The following is a 26,897-nucleotide window of genomic DNA, read 5'->3' on the forward strand; positions in this document are numbered from 1 at the left end:
GTCTTAAGAATTCGTTGAATATAAGCACCCATTTGTGAACTAAATGGAAGTGTCTAAACGAATGGTCTCGTCTTTGAATCTAGTTCCATCCTCAGCTTTTCTGTACACATCAATTAATACTACGTTGTTGTCTTGCCACTTAACCTCGAAGTTATCGACGGTCGTTAAATCAAACCCTTCAAAATCCTTATAATTCTCCAACTTATTTCCGTAATCCCCGTAATAAATTCGGAAGGAAGTGTTTCCGTAGGTTATCTTCTTATCCTTTTCATCTATAACTCCGGTGCTAATTTCCTGAAGGTCGATGATATGCACTTGGTTTGGAGAAGGACTTGTTAAAAAGGAAGTTCCTGATATAAGAGAAGATTTAGAAACTTCTCCTTCCCATTCATCTGTTGTTGAACAGCCACAAAAGATGGCTAATATTCCTATAGAAATCATCCAATATTTAAGCAGTAAGCTTACCTTCATTTCTTATCTACTCCTCATTCTCGTCTCCTGTAATATGAGACTTATTCTCCAACTAACTCTGCCCAGTTAGTGCAAAATGCCTCTTTACTAATTTTACCATACAATTACTCGTAAAAATGCTAAAAGAGTTCCTATCTAGTGCATATTCAGAAACCACACTCATCCACAAACTATCTTTCGGTAAATTTCCGACACGACTCAAATAATAGTTATGTTTTAGTGCAGTAAAGTGATAAAACAGATAGTAATAAGCTGATATAGTTCGAAAAGGATATCCGAAAACAACGTGCAATCTAAGTGTGTTATTTAAGGAATATATGTCTCTACTCCTATCATGTTGTTTTTCGATAAACCATACGTATCAAAAGGTATACTTTTTGAGACGTACTTTACGAAACGGTCGAATAAGGGTTCTCATAGTCTCGTATGGTGTCAAATCGAATTTTGAGACGTATCATAATTTAGTTTTACCTTTTGATACGCATTCGATAAAATAAGAGTATCAAATAACAAGGTGGAATAAATCATGGATAACAAAGAGTTCGGATATGTACGAGTAAGTAGTAAAGACCAAAACGAAGCAAGACAATTGGAAAGCATGTATGCTCTTGGAATTGATGAACGTGATATACATATCGATAAGCAAAGCGGCAAAGACTTTAATAGACCTCAATACCAAGCTTTGAAAATGCGTTTGCGTAAAGGAGATACATTATACATTCATTCATTAGATAGACTAGGTCGTAACAAAGAGATGATTCTTAATGAGTGGAAGGATATCACACAGAACATCAAAGCACATATTGTCGTAATTGATATGCCATTATTGGATACACGCAAATACAATGATTCAATCGGCTCTTTTGTAGCTGACTTGGTATTACAAGTATTATCATGGGTTGCTGAAGAAGAGAGAGTAAAGATTAAGACTCGTCAAGCTGAAGGCATAGCTTTAGCAAAAGCACAGGGTAAACACCTAGGAAGACCTAAAACATCTATTACCTCTGAATTCGAACATGCTTATAAGCAATGGAAAGCAGGAGATATCACTGCAGTTGAAGCAATGAAGCAATCAAGTATGACTAAGGCTACATTCTATCGCAGGGTTAAGGAATATGAAACGAACTAAAGGAGACTCCTAAAAGGGTCTCTTTTCATTTGTATAAGATATAGGGGGCGTGAATTCCACATTTTCAGTGGGTTAATAGTTGGGATATGAGATAGGTAGACTCATTCACACGTCACGAAATAAGTTTGTTACTTGCGACAAGACTTTCACTCCTTGTAATATGAAATTAAGAATAGTAGTTGAAAAACAGTGGAACGGGGTATTAATTTGAGAATTGATATTTATTTTCATGATTATAAAGATAAAAGTGAATCCAACAGGACTTTGGAAGTTCTGGAGTTATTCCTAAACACACATGTAATCATGAATAATTATAGTAGTGTGTACAATAGTGTATCATTTAAATTTTTGAATAATCCACCGAAGAAAAGGGAGGCAAAAATACTTATGCCTTATGGGATTCATCCAGAGGTGGAGATTCTCTCTGATTTTAGAGATAATGGGAAATTATGTGTAGAGACATTTCATCATGCGCTAGGTTTAATACAAGAAGCAATTCACCGTATACCACATGCCCCAGCTAAAAAAGAATTTGATTTTGATGTTAAAGGACTTTTGAGAGATATTAGTACTGCTGCTAAAGATGCCCCTCATTCCAAAGATGCAATCAAACATTTGGGGGATAACAAAAAGCAACTCACTATACAAAATCGTATGAATCACAAATTGAGGATGGTTGAAAATTTTAGGGAGAATCCGAGACCTTTAGATACAAGGCTTATAGGGGTTCGTGTCCTTAGCAACAGATATCGATTTCATGATGATGAGGATATTTATTTCTATCAGAATATGTATGCAATCATCTTTTCTGATGTTCTCCGAAGGTACGATATCCGTTTACCTAGCTATAAGGAAATTTATATCGATTTAGTAAATTCTTTAGAAGAAGCCATTGATATTAGCACTAGTAAGGATGACTGGTTTCAATACACCCATGCAATATTAGATTACACACGATTTAAACAATCTTCACAAGAAACGAAAGAACAATTATTATTAGATTGTTTATTTGAAGGACTAAGATTTATTACAGATTTCGACCACTTAGAAAAGGACAAAATTGAAAGTGTAATTAAGTATATCCAAAAGCATAAACTGCAAACACCGCTTATTTATGCGATAAAAGAAAATGAAGAATACGAGGTGAAAATTCAATATAAAGTAACCAGAGAAAATATCATCGGAAATTATGTAAAAGCCAGTTATAATTTACACATTTTCCAAAAGGCAACAGGAGAAGAGCGTGTAATTCCTCTTGGGGTCTTCGAAACATTTAATGTTCCTTATGTTTTAGGCAATATTCGTCTTACTAAGAAACAAGTCACAATTAGGGGAAGAACAGGATTAAGAGCCGAAATTTATCGTTCAAGCGAAAAAGCACCTAGTGAGTACAAATTTCAGTTTCATGAACTGTTTGTGAATTAATGTTGAAGGTATATGCTAACTGTTAATCATCAGTTGTTAAAAATTTAAAGACATTTTGGAGGAGTAAAAAATGGGTGCTTGGGGAGTTGCGATATTATCCGATGATGTAGCCGAAGATGTTAGCTTTAGATATAAGGACTTATTAGGTGATAATTATTCGAATGAAGAAGCAAGTAAAATAGTGATTGAAGAATTTCAGAATGAGTTAGATGATGAAGAAATCACGACTTTTTGGTTATCATTTGCTTTAATACAATGGAAACTAGGAAGACTTCAAGAGCAAGTAAAAAATAAAGCACTTCAAATTATTGATAGTGGTGCTGACCTCGAACGTTGGGAAGAAGACCCTAAATTAAAGAAGAAGCGTGAAGCGGTTCTTCTTAAACTAAAAGAGCAATTAAATTCTCCACAACCAAAAGCTAATAAAGTACCAAAGAGGTTTGTAACTGATACAGATTTAAAAGCAGGTGATGCCATTAGCTATCAATTACTGTCAGGAGATTATATTATTCTTAAGGTCATTGGTATTATTGAACAATGGACTGGAGATAAATATCCTCTTTTTGAAATATGTGATTGGCAAGGTAAAGTAATTCCTTCTAAAGAAAAAATTAATCAATTAGAATTAAAAAATGGGAATCAAGAGTTGAAAGCATTATCTCTTTTCCCTGCAGGTAAAAGAGATAACCCCACTAAAAGAATTAAAGCGGTAGCAGAAGAAGTAAGAATAATATTGGATATGGAAGCACCGTCTACCTTATTAACTTGGAAAGAATTTGATGATGAATTAAAGAAATTTTACCATTTTGATTAGTCTTTAATACTCCCAAAAATCCATAAGAAGTTAGGAGTAATTATAAGGGACTCCCTATGGGGTCTCTTTTCATTTGCAATGATATGGGGGGATTTTTCGTATTTTTATTCCATACATTTATGGAATAAGTGTATAGTAGGTAAAAAACACCTTAAGAAAAAATTATTGTTTCCAAACGAAGCTAAATGCTACGTCCTTCAGAAAATTCGTAAATTCTTATGATTAATCTTGATTCCACTCTTTGCTACAGTCTGGACATTTCCATTTAAGAATTCGGTCGGCTTCAATGCTTGCGATACCAATTTTTCTTGTAAAATGAGTTGCACCATATGCTTTTTGTGATTGTTTTGGTATAGGTTCTCCTTGCAAATCAGCATTGCAATACGGGCAGAATTCTTTGCTATTTCCCATCAAATCACTCCTTCTAGCTAAACCCTAATCTTTAATGTAAATATAACATATTTAAGTAAAGGGGAAGTATTTAATATGAAATATTCGCAATAATTAAAATATATATATTATATAATGCTGCATTGATGTAAAATGATTATATGGTGTTAAATATTACATAGTTAATTTTGGAGGGATTATGTTGGACTTCAGAAATAATATACAAAAGCTTTCATTGCAAGTACTTGAGAGAAAGAGCCATATAACAAATGAAGAGATGACAAAACAAGCATTAATCATCCCTTTTATCCAAAAACTAGGATATGATGTTTTTAATCCGCTAGAAGTTAGACCAGAATTTACAGCAGACTTTGGTATTAAAAAAGGTGAAAAAGTCGATTATGCTATTTTTAAGAATGGTGAACCTATTATCCTTGTTGAAGCAAAATCAGTCACAGAAAATTTAAAAAAGCATGATTCGCAATTGTCTCGCTATTTCAATGCAATTCCAGAAGTGAAAATAGGTATTTTAACTAATGGTGTAGAATATAAGTTTTTTACTGATTTAACAATGGATAACATGATGGATAACACACCATTTTTCACTTTCTCAATGGATAGTGTGACTAACTTAGATATTGAAACGATTGAAAATTTCACGAAAGAGAATTTTGATGCTACAGAGATTGTTAAATTTGCAGAAGAACTGATTTATATGACAAATTTGAATGCCAATATTAAGGAACTATTTAAGAATCCTTCTGATGATTTTTTGCGGTTTTTAATTAAAGATTTTAGTTCAACTAGAATTACAAGTAATGTATTGGAAAGATTTCGACCGATAGTCCAAAAAGCAATCAATAACACTTTGCTGGAAATTATTAGTGAGGGATTGTCACCAAGACCAGCAGAGGTATTAATAGACAAAGAAAAAGAAGAAGAAGCAGAGATGGAATCCGAGGTATCGACAACAAAAATAGTACCTACTACTACGGCGGAAGAGTTAAAGGCATTTGATATAATTAAGAAGACGTTAGAAGATAACGGACGTAATATTGAAAATTTAAAGCACAAAGATACTCTGAACTATTTCAATGTGATGAATCGAGTAATTACAAAATGGTTTATCCGTGTGAATTTAGACCAAGCAGTAAAATATATTTACACCAGACTTGAACCCGAAGTAGCCAGAGAATTATGCCCTAATTTTGAAGTAGTAGAAGGAATTAAATCTACATGTAATAGCCGAATTATAATAAATGAAGTTGAAGATTTAGAGGAAATGAAAGAATTAATTATTACTTGCTTTGATGAAGTGACTGAACAATTGCCATTAAATAAGTAGTAGCCATAAAAAGTGCTAGGGATAGTCCTAGTGCTTTTTTTACTTTTATTGTTAAGGTCTGCTTTGATTTAGTATCTATTAGATACTCTATTTAATGGGGATAGGACTTACAATAATTATATTGGTAAAGGCTAAAGTAACATAGGTAATGAAAAATAATGGCAATTGTATTGCCGAGTATTGAAAAAATTTATTATAATAGAAATAACCAAATAAGGAAAGAAAACATAGACGACAATTAAATATGTTGGATGTTCAATATTTATGAAATGCTGATATAAGAGTAATATGAGTCTGTTTTGTCATTTGCACATATTCACAAAATGTAGGTCTTGTTCAACTGACAGGTGTGCGCAATCGTGTTGTCATTTACACATGCGGTGGTATGCTTATTGTACTTGGATTTATTCCAAAGATTGCCGCGCTAACAACGATTATTCCAACGCCAGTACTTGGCGGTGCAATGCTTGCTATGTTCGGAATGGTTATGGCATATGGTATTAAAATGTTAAGCGCTGTTAACTTTGCAAAACAGGAAAACTTATTAATTGTTGCATGCTCTGTTGGAATTGGTCTTGGTGTAACAGTTGTGCCAACATTATTCTCGCAGCTTCCAGAGAGCGTTCGTATTTTAACAGATAACGGAATTGTATTAGGAAGTGCATCAGCAGTACTTTTGAATATTGTGTTTAATATGGTTCCGCAAAAACAAACGAAGGTAAAAGAAGAGCAAGTTGCAATGCAAAGTGCTGTTTCTGAAGCGTAAAACAAAGCAGTATCTCACGATGAGATACTGCTTTGTTTTTTCATCGGCATGTTTTTTCCATAGGTACCGAGACGCCAAATATATTCAAGTGGACCATACTGATAACGAGATAGCCACCAGCGGCTGACAAAGATTTGAATAATATAGAAGCCGATACAGAAGAGTGTGCCGCCCCATAGCGGGAATATAATATTTACTTGAAACAGTAAGCCGAATACCAATAAAGTTACAATAGTTTGCGAAATATAGTTTGTTAATGCCATGCGGCCAACATATTGGAATGGACGAAATATTTTTTGCCATTTTGCATGCTGCAATAAACGCATAAGTGTGAGAATGTAAAAAATGAATAATGTTTTTCCGCTTAACGTAATAAAGGCAATCATCTTAAACGGCACGTATGAATCGTTCATATTGAAATAGACAATCATAATCCACCATGTTGGCAAAGTAGCGATGAAGGCAATGATTTGCCATTTCTTTAGCTTTGTATCAATGTCTTTTACGCGGCGGAAGATTTCTTTTTTGCCGGCGTATAGACCGAGTAAAAAGAGACCAACTGTTTCCGGTAGCATCATAAGAGAAGAGCCGACTTCTTCAGAGTAAAAAGTAGTAAACCGACCTTGTACTTGTAAGAACCAATCTTGCAACGGAACAATTGGAGCGGAAAAACCTCCAAGCTTTTCAGTTGGTACGACTAGCATCGTTAAATTAGCAAGCAACATAATACATTCCCATATACTTAACAAAATAAGTGACCAAATTAACAAAGTTTTTGGTTGTCTTTTATAAAATAAAAGAAGTACGAATCCACTTATTGCATAATTATGTAAAATATCGCCGTCCCAAAGCAAAACATAATGTAAAAATCCAAACAATAACAATATCAGTAGTCTACGTATAAATAGTAATTTTGGACGATATGCTTTCTCTTCAGCACGTTTCATAAAAATATAAAAACCAAGGCCGAACAAAAAGGAAAAAATTGTGTAAAATTTTGTTTGGACAAACATATCATAAAATAGTCGGATGTAACGATTCAATCCTTCGTAAACGCCTGTTAGATCTCGTGATTCAATGCCAGCTAATACAGGCCAGTTTACAAGGAAAATGCCAAAGACTGCAATTCCTCGTATGATATCAATGGAATGAATCCTCTCATTTTGTGAAATATTTTTTATCATACTTCATCTCCTTTTGTGTATATTTCTTTTAGTATATACGGTATGAAAAGTGGTGGTATATATATTTCCAATTTTTTTAACTGTTAACATTTCTCCTGTGAGTTATAATAAGAGGGCACAACAATCCTACTACTCCTTTAGAACAGGCAGTATGAAAGCTCCTTTATTTGAAAAGGAGCTTTTATTTTTAAAATATATATTGATAATCATTCTCTCTAATGGTACAATGTGTTTAAAATTGATAATCATTATCAAGAAAGTTAGGTGTGATTATATGGTATACGCATTTTTAGCAGGAACAGTTGTTTTATATGCAGTTGTAACAAAACATGTGTTAAATCGAGTAGGAGCAACTAAATAATGAACTATATTACATAGAAATCCCTTTCGTTTTCAAAAAGAATGAAAGGGATTTTTTATTTTTTTACTGTGAAGATGCTGAAAATTTAGTAATATAATAGGTGGATACATCTTGGAACAAAGGGGCACGAGGGGATGACAAAAACAGTGCAAACAAACAGTTTACAAAAGCTTGTTTGTTTTTATGAAGAATGGCAGAAAAAAGGTGATATAGAACATAGTGAAAAGTTGCTTGAAGTTATACAGAAATATAAAGAAGAGCAGCTTATGATTGCATTTTGTGGACATTTCTCTGCTGGAAAATCAACAATGATGAACTATTTATATAAAGATCAATTGTTGCCAACAAGTCCGATTCCAACGAGTGCGAATGTCGTAAAGATAGAAAAAGGACATGCTCGCGTCGTTGTTACATTAAAATCAGGACAGAAATACGAGTATGACGGTATGTATACAGCAGAAGAATTAAAACAGCTTTGTAAAAATGGCGATGAAGTGATTGGAATTCATATTTATCGGAGCGATGCACCGCTCCCAGAAGGCGTTGTTCTTGTTGATACGCCTGGTATTGATTCAACTGATGATGCACATCAACTTGCGACTGAATCTACGCTGCATCTTGCTGACATTATTTTTTATATGATGGATTATAATCATGTGCAATCGGAAGTGAATTTACAGTTTGTCAAAGAATTAAAGCAACGTAATAAAACGGTTTATCTTGTTGTGAACCAGATTGATAAGCATAAAGAACATGAATTGTCTTTTTCTGCTTATCAGCAAAGCGTAATGCAGTCATTTGCAAATTGGAATGTTGACGTTGATGGTATATTTTATACGTCTTTACGATTGCAACAACATTCGTACAATGAATTGGAAAAGCTAGAGGGTCTGCTTATTTCTATTATGAAAGAACGCGGTTCTTATGTAAAAGGTGGAATGGAAAAGGAAGTTTCTTATTTACTACAAGAACATCTTTCTTATTTGTTAACACAGTATGAGAAACAGCTGGAGCCGTTTCGTGAAGAATTGGCATCGCTATTATCGTATGAAGAAGTTACGTCGATTTTAGAAGAACTTGCTGAAAAAGAAAAAGAATTTTATGCAAAAGAAGATGAAGTGAAAAATAGATTTATCATAGGGCTGCAAAATATATTAGATAATGCATATTTAATGCCATTTGAAATGCGTGATTTAGCAAATCAATACTTAGAAACAAAATTGACGAAATTTAAGGTTGGTTTATTATTTGCAAAAGCGAAAACTGATCAAGAAAAACAGCGTCGTTTACAAGTGTTTTATGAGTCCCTGCAAAAGACGGTAGAAGCGCAATTAGACTTTCATGTAAAAGAATATATTGTTTCTTTTACAAAACAAGAAGAGATATTTACAGAAGAATTAGGAAAAGCAGTATACGATTTGAATATTTCCTTTGAATCGTCGCTTTTAGAGGAAATAATTAAGCAAGGAGCAGGATTTACAGGAGATTATTTATTACATTATACAGCAGATGTTGCAAATGAATTAAAGAAACGATATTTCAATGCAGCACAATCTGTATTTGCGAAAGCTTTACCGATATTACAAGAAAGAGGAAAAGCTGAGCTGCTAAGCATTGATAGAGAACAAAAGCAGTACGAAGCGGTGCAACATGCGAATGACATGAAACGTCAATATATGGAACAGTACGATCAGTATGAAACATATTTGCATGATGTATGGAATGATTGTGTTTCTGTGCCTGAAACGATGGAAATAGAAGATATTTTACAACGAACACAACGAGTGACAAATGCTAAATTTCAATTGCAAGAACAAGAAGCTGTATCTACGTATACGGAAAATCAAGTTGCAAGCACAGGAAATGTTAATATTCAGCGCGTATTAGAACATGTGAAGGAAACAGAATTTGTTCTAAAACAGCTTCCGGCTTTGACGCACGTATACGACGAAATTGTTGAAAAGAGAACACGCATTGAAACGAAGCAATTTACAGTGGCGTTATTTGGAGCATTTAGTGCAGGGAAATCGTCCTTTGCCAATGCCTTATTAGGAGAAAAAGTATTACCAGTATCACCGAATCCTACAACAGCAACTATTAATCAAATTTTACCGGTAACAGATGAGAAGCCGCATGGTACGGTAGTGGTACAGTTCAAATCGGAAACGGCGCTCTTTGAGGACTTAAAGGCTGTTTATAAGTTATTTCACCGTGATATTACATCTTTGGAAGAAGCACTCTTACAAATTGATGATGTACTGCAATATCCAGCGCCAAGTGGCAGACAAAAAACAACGTTTAGTTTTTTACGAGCGGTGCAGCATGGGTATGCGGAAGTAGGGCATCGTTTAGGAGAGCAATCTCGCGTAACATTAGCTGAATTTGCTGATTATGTGGCCAATGAAGAAAAGTCATGCTTTGTAGAATATATGGAGCTTTATTATGATTGCGAATTAACGAGACAAGGCATTGCACTTGTTGATACGCCGGGAGCAGACTCTGTTAACGCACGCCATACAGACGTAGCATTCCAATATATAAAAAATGCAGACGCAATTTTATTTGTAACGTATTATAATCACGTGTTTTCACGAGCAGATCGAGAATTTTTAATTCAACTTGGACGTGTAAAAGATACGTTTGCACTTGATAAAATGTTCTTCTTAATTAATGCTGCGGATTTAGCACAGTCAGAAGAGGAATTACACACAGTAAAAGGGTATATTAGTGATCAATTGTTGCAGTACGGTATTCGGAATCCACGTCTATTTGCGATTTCTAGCTTATTTGCATTAGAAGAAAAACAAGGAAAAGATATTTCGAAAGAAACGTATGGTATTTTAAAACATTCTGGTCTTGCACCGTTTGAACAAGCTTTCACTTCGTTTATCATGAGAGATTTAATGCTTGTATCGGTTCATTCTTTATATGGAGCACTTCAAAACGGTTATAAACTTCTTACAAATATGATTGAAAGTGCAACACAAGGAAATGAAGAAAAAGAACAAAAACGAAAAAAATATGAAGCGGAACGTGAAGAACTGCTTCATATGATCTCTTCGCATAGTGTGGTAACAGAAGAAATGGCATTGGAAAATGAAGTGAAAGAGCTTCTATATTATGTAAAACAGCGCTTATTTTTACGATACAATGATGTGTTTACAGAATTTATTAATCCAGCTTCTTTACGAACACAAGGGAATGTGAAAGAAAAATTACAAGAGTGCATGATGGAGTTAATTGCCTTCTTACAACATGATTTATTGCAAGAAATGCGTGCAACGTCGCTGCGTCTTGAAAAATGGATGAATGAAACGATGAAACATGTGCAAGAAGAAGTAACGGTGCAATGTGCTACAAAGAATGAACAGCTCGTCATCCGTACAGATACAACATATGATTATCGCGTTCTTATGCATGAAAATCCATTTCCAAATATGGAAGCAAAACAATTTAAAAAAGCATTATCCCATTTTAAAAGTGAGAAAAGCTTCTTTGAAAAAAATGATAAAGCATTGATGCAAGAAGAAATGAAGCAAACGTTAGAACCATTTGTGGCAGATTACGTAATGGAAGAACAGCACCTATTTGTTAATCACTATAAACAAGAATGGCTTCATAGATGGCAACTTGTGAAAACAGTCATGATGCAAGACGCAGCGCAATACTATGAAAGTTTATTATTTGCGTTATTGGAAACAATTGATGTTTCTGCATACGAAAAGAGAAAAGAAGAATTGGAAAAACAATTAATGAAAATAAAACATGAAGTAGAAGTTCTATAAGTATTAAGAGAAGAAGATACGTTCAATGCGTTTTTGTAGAACAGCATCTAATGATTTTACAAATCCTGCAAATTCATCTGAGGAAACCATATGAGTTAAGACGAGACGTTTTCCATCTGGCGTTTCGCCGCATAAGACGAAGGAAGTGAATTCATATGGTTTTCCTTCTATCACTAACTTTGGATAGGAGTACGTGCCATTTTTCTTTTTCTTCTCATCGATGGAGATTATATTGCACTTCTTTTCATTGTTGTCCATAGTGATGACCTCCTTTGTATTACTTATGGAAGACAAGGGGTATTTAGAACAGGAGGAGATGAGAGAATTTTTAAGGAACAATTAATTGTTGAGTGTATTTCTGAAGATAAGGCACCGATATCATTATTATTACTTGCTGATCCGAGCGAAAGGCAGTTACAGTCGTATCTTCAACGAGGAATGATTTATGTTGCTAAACGCGATGAACATGTGATAGGGACATACATATTATTGGAAACACGCCCTAATACGATGGAGATTATGAATATTGCAGTTTGTGAACAAGAACAGGGTAAAGGCATCGGGAAGCAGTTATTGCAGCATGCGATCGCAACTGCAAAGGAACAAAGCATGCGCACACTTGAAATTGGGACAGGTAATTCGAGTATCTCGCAGCTTGCCTTATATCAAAAATGTGGATTTCGTATTTTTTCTATTGATTTTGAGTACTTTTCGAAGCATTATGAAGAAGAGATTATAGAAAATGGCATTGTATGCCGGGATATGATTCGGCTTACGATGGACTTATACTAGGGGGAAGAGAACATGGAAGTACATGCAGCAATTACAGCACATTCTCGTAAACAAAATGAAGTGGTGAAAGCATTTCTGCAATTAGAGGCGCAACGTGAAGCAGCAATTGAAGCGGCAGTATCGCTTGCATCAAATGGGAAGCCTTTCTCTGTTGATGTAATTAATATGGTAACAAAACAAATTAATGGGCTTGCGAAAAACGGTATTGCACCGCAACGTAAGATTGTGACAGAAGAAATGGTGATGGAGTACGTAGGACGTTTACAAGAGAAAGAAGGTCGTTAAGTATGATCGTTACAGTCGAATGGTTACATGAACATATACAAGATGAGCATGTTCGTATTATCGATTGTCGTTTTGACTTAGCAAATCCGAATTGGGGAAGAGAGCAGTATAATGAGGCACATATTTCAGGTGCGCTCTATTTTGATTTAGATAAAGATTTATCAAGTCCGGTTACACAACATGGCGGACGTCACCCGCTTCCAAATATAGAAGCGTTTGTACAAAAACTTTCACAAGCTGGGATTGATGAACATACAACAGTTGTGGCATATGATAGTCAAGGAGGAGCAATGGCCTCTCGTCTCTGGTGGCTCTTAACGTACCTTGGACATGACAAAGTATATGTGTTAAATGGTGGCTTCCCAGCATGGAAGGAGCAAAGGGTCGAAGTAACGAATGATATACCAGTCTTTGAACCTAAGACGTTTGTTCCAACTCTGCAGCATGATATTGTCGTAACAATGGAAGAATTACAAGAGAAAATTAATAAACAGGCAAATATAACACTTATTGATTCGCGAGAACCAAAGCGCTATGCAGGATTAGAAGAACCAGTTGATAAAGTAGCCGGCCACATTCCGACTGCACAAAATTATTTTTGGAAAGATGGCGTAACTGATTTTGGTGCTTTTAAGGGGCAGGACGCACAAGAAAAGCGCTTTATCCATCTTGATAAAAAGAAAGAAACGATTGTGTATTGCGGATCAGGTGTAACGGCATGTCCGAACGTATTAGCGTTAAAAATGGCTGGTTTTACAAATGTAAAATTATATGCGGGCAGCTGGAGTGATTGGATTTCTTATCCTGAAAATCCAATTGTGAAAGAATAACAGTAGCCTATTGCACCTCAAAAAATTTTGTATTACAATAGGATCACAAGCAAGAAATACTTTCATAACAATATATTTTACACATTGCGAACAATGTGATAAGATAACGACAAATAAATAAAACATCCTGCGGTGTGCGTAACTTATTTATGTCTAAAACCGATGTTAGTTTTACGGAAGTTCGATATTTAGAGGCCAACATCAAGCCTTTCTTTGAGAAGGAAGATGAAAGGTAACTGTGAGAACATCCACCTGCGAGTAGCGGGTTTTTGGACATTTACGAGGGACGGCACGTGCGGGGGTTCTATTTATCCTTATGATTAATAATAAATGCCTACGATGTACGTAGCTTGTGTATGTCTTAAACCAATGAGAGTAATACGGAAGTTCAATATTGAAATGTGGCCATCATGCCATCTTTTTAAGAAGGAAGATGAAAGCATTTTTGAGAGCATCCACCTGCGAGAGCGGGTTTATGGACATCTAGAAGAGAACGGCATATGTGGGACTATATAAAAAACTTACGTTTTATACGTAAGTTTTTTTGTTTTGAGAAGCCTTTTTGTCAGCACGCTGGAAATCATTTAAGTTTCGTTGTGTGGAAACAATAAAAAATATTAGAGATAAAATGAACCCCCTACTGATGAGAGCTTTACTTTATCATATCTGGCGATTCATCCCCCACCTCAAGCGCGAAGCGGTAGGTGGGGGAGTTCAATGTTATCTGCATTCACCTGTAAATTCTCCATAATAAACATAGCACTTTCGGTCTTCATCAATCTCCCTTGAGTCTAAGGTGAATTCCATTAATATTCCATCCCTTTGAACGTACAAAATATCTGAATGTAGATACGTTAAGATTTCCTCATGATTCCATACATCTTTACTTTCTATCAAAATCGAATTTGCTCCTTGTAGTTCTCTAATCTCAAAACCTATATGGGAATATGTGGTTTCTGGAGAATCATCGAAGAATTTTTCTCTTTTGACATATAATACTGCAGTTCCGTCAGGATCCATTGCGGTCGCTGTTACGACATACGTACCTCCTTCTTTAATGAAATACTCACAAGTCATCCTTGCGACGGTTTCAGAGATAGGAATATCCGCATAGTTCCATAAGGCAGGATATTGTTTAGCTTCATCATTGAGTCGATATTCTAACCGCAATCGTAATCCCTCTTCCTTTTTCTTCTAATTTATCATGAATTCTTTTATAATAAAAATATAATATATAAAGGGGTGTGGGAAGGTGACAAAAACCAAATGGTTAGTAACAGGTGTTCTTACATCTTTAATGACCGGCACTTTAGCTGGCTGTACAAAAGATCTCCCTCCAAAACCAAATGATAAGAGCTGTTCCGATTGGGATTGGGATGATGAACTTGGCGTGTGGCGATGTGATGACAATCATTCAAGTTATCATGGGCATTATTATTACGGTGGTAAATATTATCAAAATAAATCAACTTTCAAAAATTCATCTGAATTTAAGTCCTATCAAGCTTCGTCTAATTTTAAAGGAGGAATTGGAAGCGGTTCAAAGGGCGGATTCGGAGGTTAAGTCATGTCGTTTTACATAAAGGAACGAAGTCAATTTTATTCGAGGTTCCCACACTTTTGGTCTGACTTATACGGGAGTGAGTATAGCCTTTTTCATGTTTTTGAAATAACAGAACAAACTATGAGGCATTTGCAATTAGCAACAGAACGAATGGGAAAAGTATTTTTTAAGACTGCTAGCCTTCTTCGGAACTTATCGGATGCTCAGCTTCTTGAACTTGGTTTTCCATCTTCAAGTCTGCCTTTTATCAGAATGAAATCTCTGTTTCCTGAATCTATTATTTCACGGTTTGATTTTACTTTGACGAATGGTGATATCAAAATGCTTGAGTTTAATAGTGATACCCCTACTTTTATCATGGAATGCTTTCAAATGAATGGACAGGTATGCAAAGAATTAGACTATCATGACCCAAACGAGAATCAGGAACGTCTTCTTTCTTCTGGTATCACAAAAGCTGTAATGGAGGCTGCTAAAGGAATAGAAATGCCAAACGTTGTCTTCACAGCCCATCATGAACATATAGAAGATTGGAATACTACTGCGTATTTGAGTCAGCTATGTCAGGTTAAAAACAAAACGGTGTCAATGTCAGAACTCAGAATTACTGACGATGCTTTGGTCGACAGAGACGGTGTGCCTATTGATATTTTGTATCGTCAAACATATCCTATTGAAGATTTGGTTGAGGACCGGGATCCTAATACCGGTGATTTTGTGGGGATTGAGTTACTGCAACTTGTAAAGGAAGGAAAGCTCTTTATTATAAATCCTGTTTCATCCTTTCTACTTCAGCCGAAATCGATTCAATGCCTGATTTGGGGATTAGCTGAGATAGGCGTTTTTTATACAAATGAGGAACGACAATGGATTAAGGAATATATGCTTCCTACTTACTTAGAACCAGATTTATTTTTAGGAAAAAGTTCTTTTGTTCAAAAACCTTCGTTCGGTAGAGAGGGTAACACGGTTATAATTCGTGACAAAGACACGAATATTGTGATTCAAAATTCATATCAAACGTATAAAAAAGAACTTCCTGTATTTCAAAAGTATATAAAGCTTCCGGTTGTTTCCCTTGAGACTGAAAAAGGGAACGAGGAGTTGTCGTATGTGTTTGGATCGTTTTTAATTGCTGGAAAACCAAGTAGTATTGGTATACGGGCCGGTGGAAAAATTACGGGGAATGAATCTTATTATTTACCTGTAGGGATAAAAAAGGGGGATTATAAATGATGAACTTTTTACTTTATTTAGTGGTTTCACTCGGCCTTTTATGTATTGGTCTTTTTCTTATGGAATTGACAACAAAAGTGAAGGAATTTTCGTTAATGGCTAAAGGAAATAGAGCAGCAAGCTATGCACTTGGAGGGAGACTTCTTGGTCTTGCCATCGTCTTGTATTCGACTGCTGCCCATTCTATTTCACTTATGGATATGGTTTTATGGGGAGCGGTTGGGATTTTAGCGCAGATTGTTGTATTTTATTTAGCCGAATGGTGCACACCGCGTTTTAATATCAATCAAAGCATTGAAGAAGATAACCAGGCCGTCGGACTTTTCCTGATGTTTTTATCAATTTCCATCGGAATTGTGATTGCTGGGTGTTTAACATATTGAAAAACCTCACGTTTTATACGTAAGGTTTTTATTTTTCATTTGTTAATCCTTCTGATACGTAATCAATAAGTTTGTCCATTTGATTTATTTTGTAGGAAATACTTGTTGTAATAAGGAAAAGTTTGAATTCAAAGTGTTGACATCTATTTTAAATAGGAGTAACATTTTCTATGTAATTAAATATGTCTCTGTTAGGTGAGGCTCCTGTATAGAGAGATGCTACTGCCCAAAAATGTCGAGAGACGCCAATGGGTCAACAGGAATGATCGAATTAAGGTCTTTCTTAATGTAGCTGGTGAAGAACCTATGCTATACAGTGCTAAAGCTCGGCGAGGGAGAGGTGCGATTTTTTTAATATAAGCTACTATAAAATGTAGCTTCATTAAACTTCGCTTATTTGTGTATGTTCAGACCTTTACTCGTTTCCGGGTAAAGGTCTTTTTAGTAAGGTTGTATTTTGTACAAATATACATAACTAAAAATAAGTTTATGAGGAGGTGAGGAGCAATGTCAGCTTCGGACTCGGTTCCGTTACCCATATATTTCAAAAAAAGAATACGTCATGTAGGTAGGAAGCGAATTGTTCCTCCCTCTATATCTGTAAATAGATAAGTCGAGAAACAATGAGTTTCTTCCTGCGTGCGCGAAGGAGGAGACGGACGATGTTATATGTAAATAAACGAGATGAAATTATAGGCAACATGAATCATAAAGGGCAAGAAGTTTTACAGAAAAACAATGAAATGTTAGTGGAAGTTGCGATTCGAGATGTGAAATCTGTATATGCTTATTTTAAAACAACAAGAAATGGTCTTTCCGTTAAAGAAGCAAAAAAACGTATCGCACAATATGGGAAAAATGAACGATATGCGAATAAAAAAATTATGCTGGCTTATATTATGATGAAGTTGATTGAAAAAGTAAGTCTGTTTGAAAAGGAAACGAATCAAACAAGTGCAACAACATCAAAAACGGTTGCTGTTTTAAGAGTAGTAAATGATAAAGCAAATGGAGTAGATACAAATTCTGAAATGATGAATATTCCTGTAGAAGAATTGGTTCCAGGTGATGTAATTTGTCTTTCAGCAGGTGATACTGTACCAGCTGATGCCCGCATTATTTACGCAAAAGATTTATTAGTAGATGAATCTCCTTTAACAGGAAAGGAAATGCTTGTAGAAAAATATGAAAGTTGTTATCATATCGAAAAAAAGCGATTTATGCCGTTAAAACGCATAAAAGATTACAATCCACTTTATCTTGAAAATTTATGCTATAAAAGCACCCATATTGTTAATGGAACAGCAAAGGCAGTTGTTGTTTCAACTGGAAATAATACGTACGTGGAACTATTACATCAATATTGTAAGTAATCTTTATGGATGCTAAATGGAGTAAATCATTGTATAATAAAAAGTACAATCATTATTGATTATTTATAACCTTGCGTAATGACGTGAGGTTTTTATTTTTGTCATTAGGAGAGGAATTATGAAAAAAGTATTATTAGTAGATGGTATGGCACTATTATTTCGTGCTTTTTATGCAACAAGTGTCTACGGGCAATTTATGAAAAGACAAGATGGTACTCCGACAAACGGGATTCATGGTTATATGAAGCATTTATTAACAGCGTCTGGGACAATTGAACCGACTCATATTGTAACGTGCTGGGATATGGGGAGTACAACCTTTCGAACAGAAGCGTTTTCAAACTATAAGGCGAATCGCGGGGCACCGCCAGAAGAATTAATTCCACAATTCGATTTAGTGCAAGAAATGACTGCGCATTTATCTATTCCAGTCATTGGTATGAAAGGATATGAAGCTGATGACTGTATTGGAACATTAGCAAAAGTGTATCAAAATGAAGCAGAAGTGTTTATTTTAACGGGTGATACAGATTTGCTGCAGCTTGTTGATACAAATATTACCGTCATGCTCCTTCGCAAAGGAATTGGAAACTATGAATATTACACGCCTGAAAAAATTATCGAAGAAAAAGGTGTACAGCCGTGGCAAATTGTTCATGCAAAGGCATTTATGGGTGATTCAAGTGACAATTATCCAGGAGTAAAGGGCATTGGTGAAAAGACAGCATATAAGCTCATTCAAGAGCACGAAACAGTTGCAGCTGTTTTAGAAAACATTGCACTATTAACGAAAACACAGCGTACAAAAATTGAAAATGACTTAGACAATTTGCATATGTCATTACAACTTGCACAAATTCATTGTGAAGTGCCAATTTCTTGTGGATTAGAAGAAGCCCTTCACACAATTGATATAGAAAAAATCCGATTCGTTTGTGAGCAAATGAACTGGGGCAGACCCGAAATGTTTGTAAATATGTTATAAATTGAAACTTCTATTAGTAGAAGCTTTTCTGCATCCCGCATTGATGGAAAGCCTGCCTAATAGGGTATTTACTGCCCAAAAGTAGCGGGATAAAAAGCGGTTCTTGAAAAGGATTTATTCTAGACTATAGATAACGCCCAATCAAACTATACATTTGATTGGGCGTTATTATTTATATTTAAAACATTTCAACTGGATATGGTTTCTACCATATCTAATTTCTTTAGATTGATAGTAAAGGTAGTAAACAAACTGTTGGTAAAGTCACGTTTCAGTCGCAGAACTATACACATATTGACTCATGAAAAAATATACGTAGTTTTCATTTGAAGTTCAAATGGATTTCACACAAATCTTTTATTATTACACAATACAGGTAATTACTTATCTTTTATATAAATGAAATTTTTCATAACAATTAAGGAGGAAATTAAGTATGCGAAAAAAAATAAGAAAATCCTTTAAACAATTACTAATAGAAAATAAACAATCATTATTAAATAATAAGGAGAACATAAGAGAAATTGAAGAAAAAATTGAAAAAAGACATGTATCATATGGAGCAGCGAGTAACTGAGTAAAGGAAAATTTTTGATCAGGAAAATCCACATAATAAGGAGTTAATCTATAAATCTTGAATAAGCATTTAAATAAAACATTGCAACTTAAAGTGCTGCTAATTCGAAAGTCCTTTCAGTGATAACCTGAAAGGACTTTGTTTATCTAACTTATTAGTTGGAAAGGATGTTAAAAAACTTTATTTGTAGTCGACTTCTTGTAAATGAGTAAGTAAACGACTATGAATACGTAACAAAGTTTGAATAGATAGATTCTACAGCAGTTTTCAAAGAAAATTCATTCTCATAATGCCCGAAAACATGTATGATAGAGAGTGGAGAATTTTTCAAACTAGGTGGGGACATCATGCAAACAGTTCAAGATTACCTTTCATTCTTACATACAAAAGGGTTTAAATTATCAGAGGAAGCACAAGGATTTATTATGTTTGGTCAAGGGTATACAGGTTCATCTGATGGAATTGTGAATGTGGCGATTGAAGCGACGATTAAGCACCAATTACAATTTGATGGCAGTTACTTTATTGCTTTGTTAGAACGATTAAAGGAAGAGAAAATTACCGATAAAAAAAGCGCGATGGCTTTTATGCGGAAGTTACAAACATAACTTCATGCAGCCTGCGCTTCTTTTTTTTGTTTATTTGGGAGTTCCACAAAGATCATTCCTAAGAAAATACAAATGCACCCAATGATAGCTGATACTGACAATTGCTCATTCGCAACAAGAACACCTGTGATTGCTGCAAAGACTGGCTCCATTGCGAAAATAATGGCAACGCGGGTGGGTGACGTGTACTTTTGTGCTGTTGTCTGAATAAAGAATGCAAGAGAAGTGGCAAATAGCGATGTTAGCAATAGTGCGAACAAAAATGAGCGATTCGTCCATAATGATAGCGAAAATAACTTCTCCCAATCTTCAAACAAAAATGCACAAATAGAAGAAAAGAGTCCAACTGCTAATATTTGTGTTGTACTTAATAATAACGGAGACACCTTTTTTGAAAAGAATCCATTTACAAGTATGTGAGCAGCAAATGCTACAGCGCAACCTATGATAAGAAGGTCTCCTATATTCAATTGAAAAGAATTTCCAGCTGTTAATAAAAACAATCCAATTGTAGCTACTGTAATTCCGAGTACAATAAATATATTCGCTTTTTGTTTTAAAAATATAAACGATAAAATAGGCACCATGACAATACTAAGTCCTGTTAAAAATCCTGCTTTAGAAGAAGTTGTATATAATAAGCCGAATGTTTGTAACAAGTAACCAATAAATAAAAAGAATCCTACTATAATACCAGCGAAGCTACTATACCCTGCACGTTTAATAGGTATTTTTTTCATAGAAATGAGCTGAATAACCAGTAAAATAAGTCCAGCTAATAAGAAACGTACAGCATTAAAAGAAAATGGTCCGACAAATGACATAGCATTTTGAACAACAACAAACGTAGCTCCCCAAATAAAGGCAACGAACAACAATGCGAGAGGAGCAATCCACTCTTTTTTCAATACACTACCCCCGTTCATTTTTTAAAATTGCTTTTCGCGCTAATTCATCTGCTACTTTATTTTGACTGCTTGGAATCCACTTCATAAAAAAGAGATCAAATTGCTGGGTCATTTGCAATGCTTCTTCTAAAAGCGGCGCATATAATGGATTCTTCGCATATTGTTTTTCAACAGCTTGTTCTACAAGCTGGGAATCTGTTCGAAACGATACAATTTTATAATTATGTTCGGTGCAATATTTTAATGCAGCAAGTAATGCGTGATACTCAGCTTCATGATTGCTCATAACTCCAAGTGGAACAGAAAGCTGCACAGGCGGTTGAACACCTTTGATAAAAACCCCGGCGCCAGAAGGACCAGGGTTCCCTTTTGATGCACCATCAATGTACACTTCAATCAAATTGAAAACCTCCGATTAACCGATTGTAATGCTATAGCGGCATGTAAATGTTTCATTCGCTTTTAACATTTGAATTCCTTTTTTTTCTTTAAAGTCTTTTACGGGCTCTACTTCATCAGCAATGCCATACCAAGGTTCAATACATAGAAACGGTGCGTCGTTTCCAGGCGTCCACACACCTACAAATGGAAATCCTTCAAATGCTACTTTAATAAATTTATTATGTTTGTGAGAGCGGATGGCAATTTCGTTTTTGTTCATGTTTTCAAAAATAAGCGCATCGTTTTTAAATAAATCGTATGTAAGTGGAAGTTCGGTTGTTTCTTCTGCTACTATGAGTTTATTTTTAGAAAGAAACGGTCCTTCTAAAACGCTTGTTTCTAAGTGCTCTGGAGTGCTGAAAGATAAGTAGTAATCTGTGAAAGATTCATTTGATAGTAAAGGACAATTAAAACCAGGGTGTCCTCCAATTGAAAAATACATTTCTTTCGTGTTTGGATTGATTACTTCATATGTTACGTATACAGATGTTTCATATAATTCATAAGAAACGAGTAATTCAAATGCAAACGGATAGTTTTGTAATGTTTCTTCATTACTCGTTACTACGTATGTGATTTTTGATTCGCTTTGTTCTTTTATTGTAAATGTTAGATCACGAGCAAATCCATGCTGTGTTAACGAATAAGAGTTTTCATCAACATAATATGTATTATCTACTAATCTTCCGACGATTGGGAATAAAATGGGAGCATGTCGTCCCCAATACTTTGAATCCCCTTGCCACATATATTCTGTATGATCTTCTTTTAAGCGAATGCTTTGCAATTCTGCACCTTTTTCAGAAATAGAAACGATCATTTTTTCATTTTGAATCGTTGCTGTCATGAACAAACCCTCCTAAATCTTTCATGTTTTTTATTATACGTCCTATAAAAAGAAAAGGATAGTTTATGACTATCCCTTTGTAATTCAGTTCATTTGATGCATCTTCTGCCATATTGACTTGAATTTAAATTATAAATATAATGTAATTTTGTTCATTTACATATTCACGTGGTTCGTAACCATCCCACGTAAAAAAACTAAGGAGATTATACAATGAAAATTAAGACACTTGTTGGTAACGGGGTTTTAGCAGCTTTATATATTGCCGTTTCCATGCTTATTCAGCCTTTTGGTTTTACGAATATTCAATTTCGTATTTCGGAAATGTTCAATCATCTTGTTGTGTTCAATAAAAAATATATTTACGGGATTGTGTTGGGAGTGTTTTTAACAAACCTCTTTTTCTCACCAATGATTGCATATGATCTTGTATTTGGGGTGGGGCAATCTATTATTGCCTTGCTTTGTACAATTGTTTCTATGCGTTTCATAAAAGGGATATGGGCGCGGATGATTTTTAACACAGTTGTCTTTACGTTTACAATGTCCCTTATTGCCATCGAACTACATCTTGCATTTGATTTACCATTTTTGCTTACATGGCTAACATGTGCAATTGGTGAATTTGTTGTAATGGCTATTGGAGCACCTGTTATGTATTTTATTAATAAACGAGTGCAGTTTGAGAAATTTGTGTAAGATGGATAAGAATAAGAGAGTTGTTCACTTAATCGTGACAACTCTTATTTCTTTTTCTCAATTTATATTTGCAGGAGTTTCACTTCATCGTTCGGAGATGTGATGTATTCGGAATAGAATACTGTGCTCATAGACAAAATATTATAAAATGAACATGTAATATTTGGTAGTGTATTGATTTTGTATGTAAAAGGGGGAGCAAAATGAAATATAAAATAACTTGGTTATATCGAACAAAACATGGTTTAGAGACTAACCTTGAAACAGATTACCTTCGTTTAGAAGAGGCGATGCAGTTTGCAGTGGACTTTGAAAAAACAGGGAGAGCGAAAGAACTGTTGTTTTATGATGAAATGGGGACGAAGTGGACGTTAAAAGAAGTTAAGAAATTGAGTAAACAAGTTGAAGAGGAGCCGCAAGATCTCTTATTGTATTTCGATGGAGGGTACGATATTGAGACGAAAGAAGCGGGCGTGGGAGTGAGTATTTATTATAAGAAGCAGGGAAAAACATATCGAATTCGTCGCAATGCTTACATAGAAGGAATTGCTGATAATAATGAAGCGGAATATGCTGCGTTATTATACGGAATGAATGTGCTAGAAGAGCTAGGAGTTAAGTATGAATCCGTTATACTTCGCGGTGATTCTCAAGTGGTGCTCCAGCAATTAGCGGGTGAATGGCCATGTTATGAGGAACATTTAATCCATTATTTAGATCAAGTCGAACAAAAAGCAAAACAGATGAGAATAAAACTGATATGTGAACCTGTTTCTAGAAAACAGAATAAAGAAGCTCATCAATTGGCAACGCAAGCACTTGAAGGAACGAATATTGATAGTCATAAAGAAATAACAGAGTAGGGGTGTGAAGGAGTGGATCGTAAGCAGTTGATTACGGAAGTGAATGATTTATTAGAAACATATTGCGATGGCTGCTTTTTACAGCAGCATTTTCGAAAAGAACATAGTAAATATTATGCCCACTCCTTTTGCATTCGGCAATGTACAATAGGAGCAAAGTTAAAAGAGTATGGAGAAAGACTGTCTTGAACGATTCCCTATTTACTTTGTTGAGATAGGGAATTTTATACGATTATATGTAGAAAACTTACAGCAGTTTTTATCCTGCTATTTTGGGGCTGTAAGACCCCCACCTCAAGATTTAGAGAGAAACGAGGAAGATAGGTGGGGGATGAAAAAACACTGATGGAAGTTTCACTTTATAGCTCGTTACGTACATAATAGAAACATCCAGAGAAAAATCCCCTGGATGTTTTTTAATGCTTTGCTTCTTGTAATTGATGCTCGCATTTCTCTAATTTTGCTTCTTGATCTAATAAAAATGGTGCATCTAAATCTGTCGCTACTTCTTTCATTGTTTCGAGCTGAAGGCGAGCTGAGTCAACAGCATTTGTAGCATGCTGCAATGATTCAGGGTCCATTGTGACCGTCGCGGAACCAACCATCTTTTGAGCAGTTTCTACGCGAAATCTTACTTCCTCAAAATCATTTACAGGTGAACCCATTGTTTTCTCCTCCTTTATTTTCTCATTTCACATAGTTTTCGCTCTGTGAAAAAGAAATATACAGAGGAATAAACAAAGGAGGTTACCGATGGGTAACCTCCTGTTATATGTTGAATTAAAGTTTTACTACGTTAGTAGCTTGAGGTCCACGGTTTCCTTCAACGATTTCGAAAGAAACTTCTTGACCTTCTTCTAGAGATTTGTAGCCTTCTCCTTGAATTGCAGTGAAGTGTACGAATACATCGTCTCCGCCTTCAGCTTCGATAAATCCAAAACCTTTTTCGCTATTAAACCATTTTACTTTACCTTGCATGTTATGATGCCTCCTAAATATGATTACTTTCTCATTTAGTGAATAATACAGAAAACATTCACAAATTCATAAAATCGAAATTGCTATATTCTTGAATATTCTACTAAATGATAAATTAAATATACATGAAATGGGAGATTTTAGTCAAGTAAGCGGTTTTATCTTTTTGTATTTTTAAATAATTTTTTACACTAGCTAATGTAAATAGGTATAGGACAACTGCTACTTTTAATTTTAAATGAAGGCTGTACATAAAGAGCTGAGAGAATGAGTTGGTCTTACTGCTGGCATATGCCCGATTGGGCGGGCTTTCCATCGGTGGGGGATGAAAAAAACCCCACTGATGGAAGTTTCACTTTATTAGATAATGAGGGAATGAAAAAAAGGACGATATACCAACTTTGATATCATAGGAATTTGAAAGCTGTCATTTAAGGGGTGGTTTTGTATAAATTTGGATGGATAAGGATATTTTAACTATGTATATTCCTCATAAAAGCTAGTCTATTTTTTGCAGTCATGTACTGCACAGAATTTTTTTGTTTTATCTTGAATTTCAAAGTGTAAAACAAGGAATTTTACATTCAAATATGGAATATAAAGAGGAAGAGGAATTTCTTTCGCAAATACGTTAAATATTGCTTTTTCTGTTCATTTTGGAAAAACGATGCGGCGGTCCAAGTCACAGCCGGACCGGGGATTATATGAGTCGGTTATTCCATTCATTTTGCGTATAAAGCTTTACAGTTGTTCATATAAGATTGAAGGGGAGATTTTTATGTATCGAACCATAGTAAATGAAAAAGAAATTATTATTACATTAGCACCGAAAATTCGTAAAGAAGTAACAGATAGAAATCCATTATACGAGGCTGTTCTTCAAACTGTTGAACGATTACTTCAAACAAAACAACCGACATTTGCTGTAAATCATGAAATATTAGGGCTAATTATTGGAGAAGTACAAAGAGGAGAAGTAACAGTTTTTGCAGTGGAACATATTATTCCGAAACAGAATATATTTGGCTCAAGTAATTTTTTCTATCAAAATGGAGAAGCAAGTAAGTTTATAATGGGAATAGAATAGAGATAAAAGAAAGCGGCCATAACAATACGTTACGGCCGTTTTCTAAAGAGAGGAATATAGGGATGAAGCGAGTTATAAAAGAGTTTTTCTTTCAGCATGATATTTTCATTATGATTGGAATTTTAATTGCTTTTATCGTTTTTTTGAACATGCAATTGTTTACATTGATTGCAGCTAGTGCAGTCATTGCGGGTATTATCTTTTATACAATTAACGAATATGTAACACATCGTTTTTTATTTCATTTAAAACCGCCGAAGAATCCATTTTTATTAAAAATGTTAAAACGTCTTCATTATGATCATCACGTATATCCGAATGATTTAAAGTTATTATTTTTACCCGTGTGGTATAGTCTTCCGGGATTTACGATATATTTATGCATTGTATACGGTATTACTTCTAGCGTCACGGTGACATTATCATTTGGAATTGGAATGATCTTCATGCTTTTAGTATATGAATGGAAACATTACATTGCTCATCGGCCAATTCGTCCAATGACTCCATATGGAAGGTGGCTAAAGAAGCAGCATATACTCCATCATTATAAAAATGAGAATTACTGGTTTGGAGTATCAAATCTATTTTACGATTTTCTGTTTAAGACATATAGAGAAGGAAAAGATGTCGAAACGAGTGAAACAGCTCGTAATTTGGAAGGTGAGAAAGCAGTGCAATAAGCACTGCTTTTTTTATCTCGCTATTCGCGGGCAGTAAGCCCCCACCTTAAGATTGAGAGAGAAGCGAGGAAGATAGGTGGGGGATAAC

30 protein-coding genes, 2 other RNA genes, 1 pseudogene and 2 riboswitches are annotated in these 26,897 nt (G+C 34.9%); of the genes and pseudogenes, 23 read left to right on the forward strand and 10 right to left on the reverse strand.

The genetic code is table 11. The features are described 5' to 3' along the window. Positions 1–39: 39 nt before the first annotated feature. Positions 40–471, reverse strand: coding sequence for a hypothetical protein (locus LRP84_RS05040; protein ID WP_230574072.1), 432 nt, complete (start codon positions 469–471; stop codon positions 40–42). Positions 472–997: 526 nt separating this feature from the next. Here LRP84_RS05040 and LRP84_RS05045 point away from each other — a divergent pair. From LRP84_RS05045 to LRP84_RS05055, 3 genes are all read left to right on the forward strand, one after another. Continuing rightward, complete coding sequence (locus LRP84_RS05045) at positions 998–1,600, forward strand: recombinase family protein (protein WP_230574073.1); 603 nt, start codon at positions 998–1,000, stop codon at positions 1,598–1,600. Between the two features lie 207 nt (positions 1,601–1,807). Continuing rightward, positions 1,808–3,025, forward strand: coding sequence for a hypothetical protein (locus LRP84_RS05050; protein ID WP_230574074.1), 1,218 nt, complete (start codon positions 1,808–1,810; stop codon positions 3,023–3,025). A gap of 70 nt (positions 3,026–3,095) precedes the next feature. Beyond that, positions 3,096–3,839, forward strand: coding sequence for a hypothetical protein (locus LRP84_RS05055; RefSeq protein WP_230574075.1), 744 nt, complete (start codon positions 3,096–3,098; stop codon positions 3,837–3,839). 222 nt (positions 3,840–4,061) lie between these two features. Here the strand turns inward: LRP84_RS05055 and LRP84_RS05060 are convergent, their stop codons facing one another. Then, on the reverse strand, positions 4,062–4,250 hold the full coding sequence (locus tag LRP84_RS05060) for a hypothetical protein (RefSeq protein WP_230574076.1): 189 nt from the start codon (positions 4,248–4,250) through the stop codon (positions 4,062–4,064). Between the two features lie 181 nt (positions 4,251–4,431). On the opposite strand from LRP84_RS05060, the gene LRP84_RS05065 reads away from it, so the two are divergent. Next, positions 4,432–5,574: a type I restriction endonuclease gene (locus LRP84_RS05065; protein ID WP_230574077.1), complete on the forward strand. Its 1,143-nt coding sequence runs from the start codon at positions 4,432–4,434 to the stop codon at positions 5,572–5,574. A gap of 298 nt (positions 5,575–5,872) precedes the next feature. Continuing rightward, a pseudogene (gene pbuX, locus LRP84_RS05070) lies at positions 5,873–6,340 on the forward strand (xanthine permease PbuX); the annotation flags it as partial. 14 nt (positions 6,341–6,354) lie between these two features. On the opposite strand, the gene LRP84_RS05075 reads toward pbuX, so the two are convergent. Then, positions 6,355–7,524 carry a DUF418 domain-containing protein gene (locus LRP84_RS05075; RefSeq protein WP_230574078.1) on the reverse strand — a complete coding sequence of 390 codons (1,170 nt, stop codon included), beginning with the start codon at positions 7,522–7,524 and terminating at the stop codon, positions 6,355–6,357. 495 nt (positions 7,525–8,019) lie between these two features. Between LRP84_RS05075 and LRP84_RS05080 the strand changes: the two genes are divergently transcribed. After that, positions 8,020–11,670 (forward strand): dynamin family protein, encoded by a 3,651-nt coding sequence (locus LRP84_RS05080; protein WP_230574079.1) that lies wholly within the window; start codon positions 8,020–8,022, stop codon positions 11,668–11,670. 3 nt (positions 11,671–11,673) lie between these two features. Here LRP84_RS05080 and LRP84_RS05085 read toward each other — a convergent pair whose 3' ends face one another. Continuing rightward, complete coding sequence (locus LRP84_RS05085; RefSeq protein ID WP_098309351.1) at positions 11,674–11,928, reverse strand: DUF3931 domain-containing protein; 255 nt, start codon at positions 11,926–11,928, stop codon at positions 11,674–11,676. A gap of 66 nt (positions 11,929–11,994) precedes the next feature. On the opposite strand from LRP84_RS05085, the gene LRP84_RS05090 reads away from it, so the two are divergent. From LRP84_RS05090 to ssrS (LRP84_RS05110), 5 genes are all read left to right on the forward strand, one after another. Then, positions 11,995–12,462 carry a GNAT family N-acetyltransferase gene (locus LRP84_RS05090; protein ID WP_230574164.1) on the forward strand — a complete coding sequence of 156 codons (468 nt, stop codon included), beginning with the start codon at positions 11,995–11,997 and terminating at the stop codon, positions 12,460–12,462. A 12-nt stretch (positions 12,463–12,474) separates the two neighbouring features. Then, positions 12,475–12,747, forward strand: a complete 273-nt coding sequence (locus tag LRP84_RS05095) for a YpbS family protein (RefSeq protein WP_230574080.1) — start codon at positions 12,475–12,477, stop codon at positions 12,745–12,747. A gap of 2 nt (positions 12,748–12,749) precedes the next feature. Beyond that, positions 12,750–13,577, forward strand: a complete 828-nt coding sequence (locus LRP84_RS05100) for a sulfurtransferase (RefSeq protein WP_230574081.1) — start codon at positions 12,750–12,752, stop codon at positions 13,575–13,577. Between the two features lie 121 nt (positions 13,578–13,698). Next, positions 13,699–13,883, forward strand: a non-coding RNA gene (gene ssrS / locus LRP84_RS05105) — 6S RNA. A gap of 22 nt (positions 13,884–13,905) precedes the next feature. Further along, a non-coding RNA gene (gene ssrS, locus LRP84_RS05110) (6S RNA) lies at positions 13,906–14,090 on the forward strand. Positions 14,091–14,297: 207 nt separating this feature from the next. Here the strand turns inward: ssrS (LRP84_RS05110) and LRP84_RS05115 are convergent. Next, on the reverse strand, positions 14,298–14,747 hold the full coding sequence (locus LRP84_RS05115) for a hypothetical protein (protein ID WP_230574082.1): 450 nt from the start codon (positions 14,745–14,747) through the stop codon (positions 14,298–14,300). An 82-nt stretch (positions 14,748–14,829) separates the two neighbouring features. Between LRP84_RS05115 and LRP84_RS05120 the strand changes: the two genes are divergently transcribed. The 7 genes from LRP84_RS05120 (at position 14,830) to LRP84_RS05150 (ending at position 20,303) form a co-directional block, all read left to right on the forward strand. Then, entirely contained in the window at positions 14,830–15,141 is a 312-nt protein-coding gene (locus LRP84_RS05120; protein ID WP_098309346.1) for a hypothetical protein, read from the forward strand. A 3-nt stretch (positions 15,142–15,144) separates the two neighbouring features. After that, positions 15,145–16,377 carry a glutathionylspermidine synthase family protein gene (locus LRP84_RS05125; protein WP_230574083.1) on the forward strand — a complete coding sequence of 411 codons (1,233 nt, stop codon included), beginning with the start codon at positions 15,145–15,147 and terminating at the stop codon, positions 16,375–16,377. Then, positions 16,374–16,760, forward strand: a complete 387-nt coding sequence (locus tag LRP84_RS05130) for a DUF350 domain-containing protein (protein WP_230574084.1) — start codon at positions 16,374–16,376, stop codon at positions 16,758–16,760. The genes LRP84_RS05125 and LRP84_RS05130 overlap by 4 nt, the downstream gene beginning before the upstream one ends. 180 nt (positions 16,761–16,940) lie before the next feature. After that, positions 16,941–17,106, forward strand: a riboswitch (M-box (ykoK) riboswitch). Between the two features lie 316 nt (positions 17,107–17,422). Then, on the forward strand, positions 17,423–18,133 hold the full coding sequence (locus LRP84_RS05135) for a P-type ATPase actuator domain-containing protein (protein WP_230574085.1): 711 nt from the start codon (positions 17,423–17,425) through the stop codon (positions 18,131–18,133). A gap of 118 nt (positions 18,134–18,251) precedes the next feature. Continuing rightward, positions 18,252–19,118: a 5'-3' exonuclease gene (locus LRP84_RS05140; protein ID WP_230574086.1), complete on the forward strand. Its 867-nt coding sequence runs from the start codon at positions 18,252–18,254 to the stop codon at positions 19,116–19,118. Between the two features lie 436 nt (positions 19,119–19,554). Then, positions 19,555–19,695, forward strand: coding sequence for an FbpB family small basic protein (locus tag LRP84_RS05145; protein ID WP_230574087.1), 141 nt, complete (start codon positions 19,555–19,557; stop codon positions 19,693–19,695). A gap of 347 nt (positions 19,696–20,042) precedes the next feature. Further along, the gene (locus LRP84_RS05150; RefSeq protein ID WP_230574088.1) at positions 20,043–20,303 is read left to right on the forward strand and encodes a DUF6123 family protein; all 261 of its coding nucleotides are present in this window, start codon (positions 20,043–20,045) and stop codon (positions 20,301–20,303) included. A 2-nt stretch (positions 20,304–20,305) separates the two neighbouring features. On the opposite strand, the gene LRP84_RS05155 is transcribed toward LRP84_RS05150, so the two are convergent. The 3 genes from LRP84_RS05155 to LRP84_RS05165 are packed head-to-tail and all read right to left on the reverse strand — an operon-like array spanning position 20,306 to position 22,499. Then, positions 20,306–21,211, reverse strand: coding sequence for a DMT family transporter (locus LRP84_RS05155; protein ID WP_230574089.1), 906 nt, complete (start codon positions 21,209–21,211; stop codon positions 20,306–20,308). Positions 21,212–21,215: 4 nt separating this feature from the next. Next, positions 21,216–21,611: a reverse transcriptase-like protein gene (locus tag LRP84_RS05160; RefSeq protein ID WP_230574090.1), complete on the reverse strand. Its 396-nt coding sequence runs from the start codon at positions 21,609–21,611 to the stop codon at positions 21,216–21,218. Positions 21,612–21,626: 15 nt separating this feature from the next. Further along, a complete protein-coding gene (locus tag LRP84_RS05165) occupies positions 21,627–22,499 on the reverse strand; it encodes an aldose 1-epimerase family protein (protein WP_230574091.1) in 873 nt (290 codons plus the stop codon). A 162-nt stretch (positions 22,500–22,661) separates the two neighbouring features. Continuing rightward, positions 22,662–22,706: riboswitch (PreQ1 riboswitch) on the forward strand. A 6-nt stretch (positions 22,707–22,712) separates the two neighbouring features. Here LRP84_RS05165 and LRP84_RS05170 point away from each other — a divergent pair. From LRP84_RS05170 to LRP84_RS05180, 3 genes are all read left to right on the forward strand, one after another. Then, positions 22,713–23,198, forward strand: coding sequence for a QueT transporter family protein (locus LRP84_RS05170; protein WP_230574092.1), 486 nt, complete (start codon positions 22,713–22,715; stop codon positions 23,196–23,198). A gap of 203 nt (positions 23,199–23,401) precedes the next feature. Further along, on the forward strand, positions 23,402–24,061 hold the full coding sequence (locus LRP84_RS05175; RefSeq protein WP_230574093.1) for a ribonuclease H family protein: 660 nt from the start codon (positions 23,402–23,404) through the stop codon (positions 24,059–24,061). A gap of 12 nt (positions 24,062–24,073) precedes the next feature. Next, positions 24,074–24,250, forward strand: a complete 177-nt coding sequence (locus LRP84_RS05180) for a zinc-finger domain-containing protein (protein WP_230574094.1) — start codon at positions 24,074–24,076, stop codon at positions 24,248–24,250. Between the two features lie 227 nt (positions 24,251–24,477). Here the strand turns inward: LRP84_RS05180 and LRP84_RS05185 are convergent, their stop codons facing one another. Then, a complete protein-coding gene (locus tag LRP84_RS05185) occupies positions 24,478–24,726 on the reverse strand; it encodes a DUF2564 family protein (protein ID WP_230574095.1) in 249 nt (82 codons plus the stop codon). A 115-nt stretch (positions 24,727–24,841) separates the two neighbouring features. Beyond that, the gene (cspD, locus tag LRP84_RS05190; protein WP_230574096.1) at positions 24,842–25,039 is read right to left on the reverse strand and encodes a cold-shock protein CspD; all 198 of its coding nucleotides are present in this window, start codon (positions 25,037–25,039) and stop codon (positions 24,842–24,844) included. Positions 25,040–25,817: 778 nt separating this feature from the next. Between cspD and LRP84_RS05200 the strand changes: the two genes are divergently transcribed. Together LRP84_RS05200 and LRP84_RS05205 are read left to right on the forward strand one after the other, a co-directional pair. Then, positions 25,818–26,126 (forward strand): cytoplasmic protein, encoded by a 309-nt coding sequence (locus LRP84_RS05200; RefSeq protein WP_230574097.1) that lies wholly within the window; start codon positions 25,818–25,820, stop codon positions 26,124–26,126. Between the two features lie 62 nt (positions 26,127–26,188). Continuing rightward, positions 26,189–26,809, forward strand: coding sequence for a sterol desaturase family protein (locus tag LRP84_RS05205; RefSeq protein WP_230574098.1), 621 nt, complete (start codon positions 26,189–26,191; stop codon positions 26,807–26,809). Positions 26,810–26,897: the final 88 nt, after the last annotated feature.

The sequence above is a fragment of the Bacillus rhizoplanae genome, assembly GCF_917563915.1.
GTDB lineage: Bacteria > Bacillota > Bacilli > Bacillales > Bacillaceae_G > Bacillus_A > Bacillus_A rhizoplanae.

Excerpts from the sequence above, each read along its gene's own strand:
- LRP84_RS05040 (WP_230574072.1), bottom strand. The coding sequence starts at position 471 with ATGAAGGTAAGCTTACTGCTTAAATATTGGATGATTTCTATAGGAATA.
- LRP84_RS05045 (WP_230574073.1), top strand. The coding sequence starts at position 998 with ATGGATAACAAAGAGTTCGGATATGTACGAGTAAGTAGTAAAGACCAA.
- LRP84_RS05055 (WP_230574075.1), top strand. The coding sequence starts at position 3,096 with ATGGGTGCTTGGGGAGTTGCGATATTATCCGATGATGTAGCCGAAGAT.
- LRP84_RS05060 (WP_230574076.1), bottom strand. The coding sequence starts at position 4,250 with ATGGGAAATAGCAAAGAATTCTGCCCGTATTGCAATGCTGATTTGCAA.
- LRP84_RS05075 (WP_230574078.1), bottom strand. The coding sequence starts at position 7,524 with ATGATAAAAAATATTTCACAAAATGAGAGGATTCATTCCATTGATATC.
- LRP84_RS05080 (WP_230574079.1), top strand. The coding sequence starts at position 8,020 with ATGACAAAAACAGTGCAAACAAACAGTTTACAAAAGCTTGTTTGTTTT.
- LRP84_RS05085 (WP_098309351.1), bottom strand. The coding sequence starts at position 11,928 with ATGGACAACAATGAAAAGAAGTGCAATATAATCTCCATCGATGAGAAG.
- LRP84_RS05095 (WP_230574080.1), top strand. The coding sequence starts at position 12,475 with ATGGAAGTACATGCAGCAATTACAGCACATTCTCGTAAACAAAATGAA.
- LRP84_RS05100 (WP_230574081.1), top strand. The coding sequence starts at position 12,750 with ATGATCGTTACAGTCGAATGGTTACATGAACATATACAAGATGAGCAT.
- LRP84_RS05125 (WP_230574083.1), top strand. The coding sequence starts at position 15,145 with ATGTCGTTTTACATAAAGGAACGAAGTCAATTTTATTCGAGGTTCCCA.
- LRP84_RS05130 (WP_230574084.1), top strand. The coding sequence starts at position 16,374 with ATGATGAACTTTTTACTTTATTTAGTGGTTTCACTCGGCCTTTTATGT.
- LRP84_RS05135 (WP_230574085.1), top strand. The coding sequence starts at position 17,423 with ATGTTATATGTAAATAAACGAGATGAAATTATAGGCAACATGAATCAT.
- LRP84_RS05140 (WP_230574086.1), top strand. The coding sequence starts at position 18,252 with ATGAAAAAAGTATTATTAGTAGATGGTATGGCACTATTATTTCGTGCT.
- LRP84_RS05145 (WP_230574087.1), top strand. The coding sequence starts at position 19,555 with ATGCGAAAAAAAATAAGAAAATCCTTTAAACAATTACTAATAGAAAAT.
- LRP84_RS05150 (WP_230574088.1), top strand. The coding sequence starts at position 20,043 with ATGCAAACAGTTCAAGATTACCTTTCATTCTTACATACAAAAGGGTTT.
- LRP84_RS05165 (WP_230574091.1), bottom strand. The coding sequence starts at position 22,499 with ATGACAGCAACGATTCAAAATGAAAAAATGATCGTTTCTATTTCTGAA.
- LRP84_RS05170 (WP_230574092.1), top strand. The coding sequence starts at position 22,713 with ATGAAAATTAAGACACTTGTTGGTAACGGGGTTTTAGCAGCTTTATAT.
- LRP84_RS05175 (WP_230574093.1), top strand. The coding sequence starts at position 23,402 with ATGAAATATAAAATAACTTGGTTATATCGAACAAAACATGGTTTAGAG.
- LRP84_RS05185 (WP_230574095.1), bottom strand. The coding sequence starts at position 24,726 with ATGGGTTCACCTGTAAATGATTTTGAGGAAGTAAGATTTCGCGTAGAA.
- cspD (WP_230574096.1), bottom strand. The coding sequence starts at position 25,039 with ATGCAAGGTAAAGTAAAATGGTTTAATAGCGAAAAAGGTTTTGGATTT.
- LRP84_RS05200 (WP_230574097.1), top strand. The coding sequence starts at position 25,818 with ATGTATCGAACCATAGTAAATGAAAAAGAAATTATTATTACATTAGCA.
- LRP84_RS05205 (WP_230574098.1), top strand. The coding sequence starts at position 26,189 with ATGAAGCGAGTTATAAAAGAGTTTTTCTTTCAGCATGATATTTTCATT.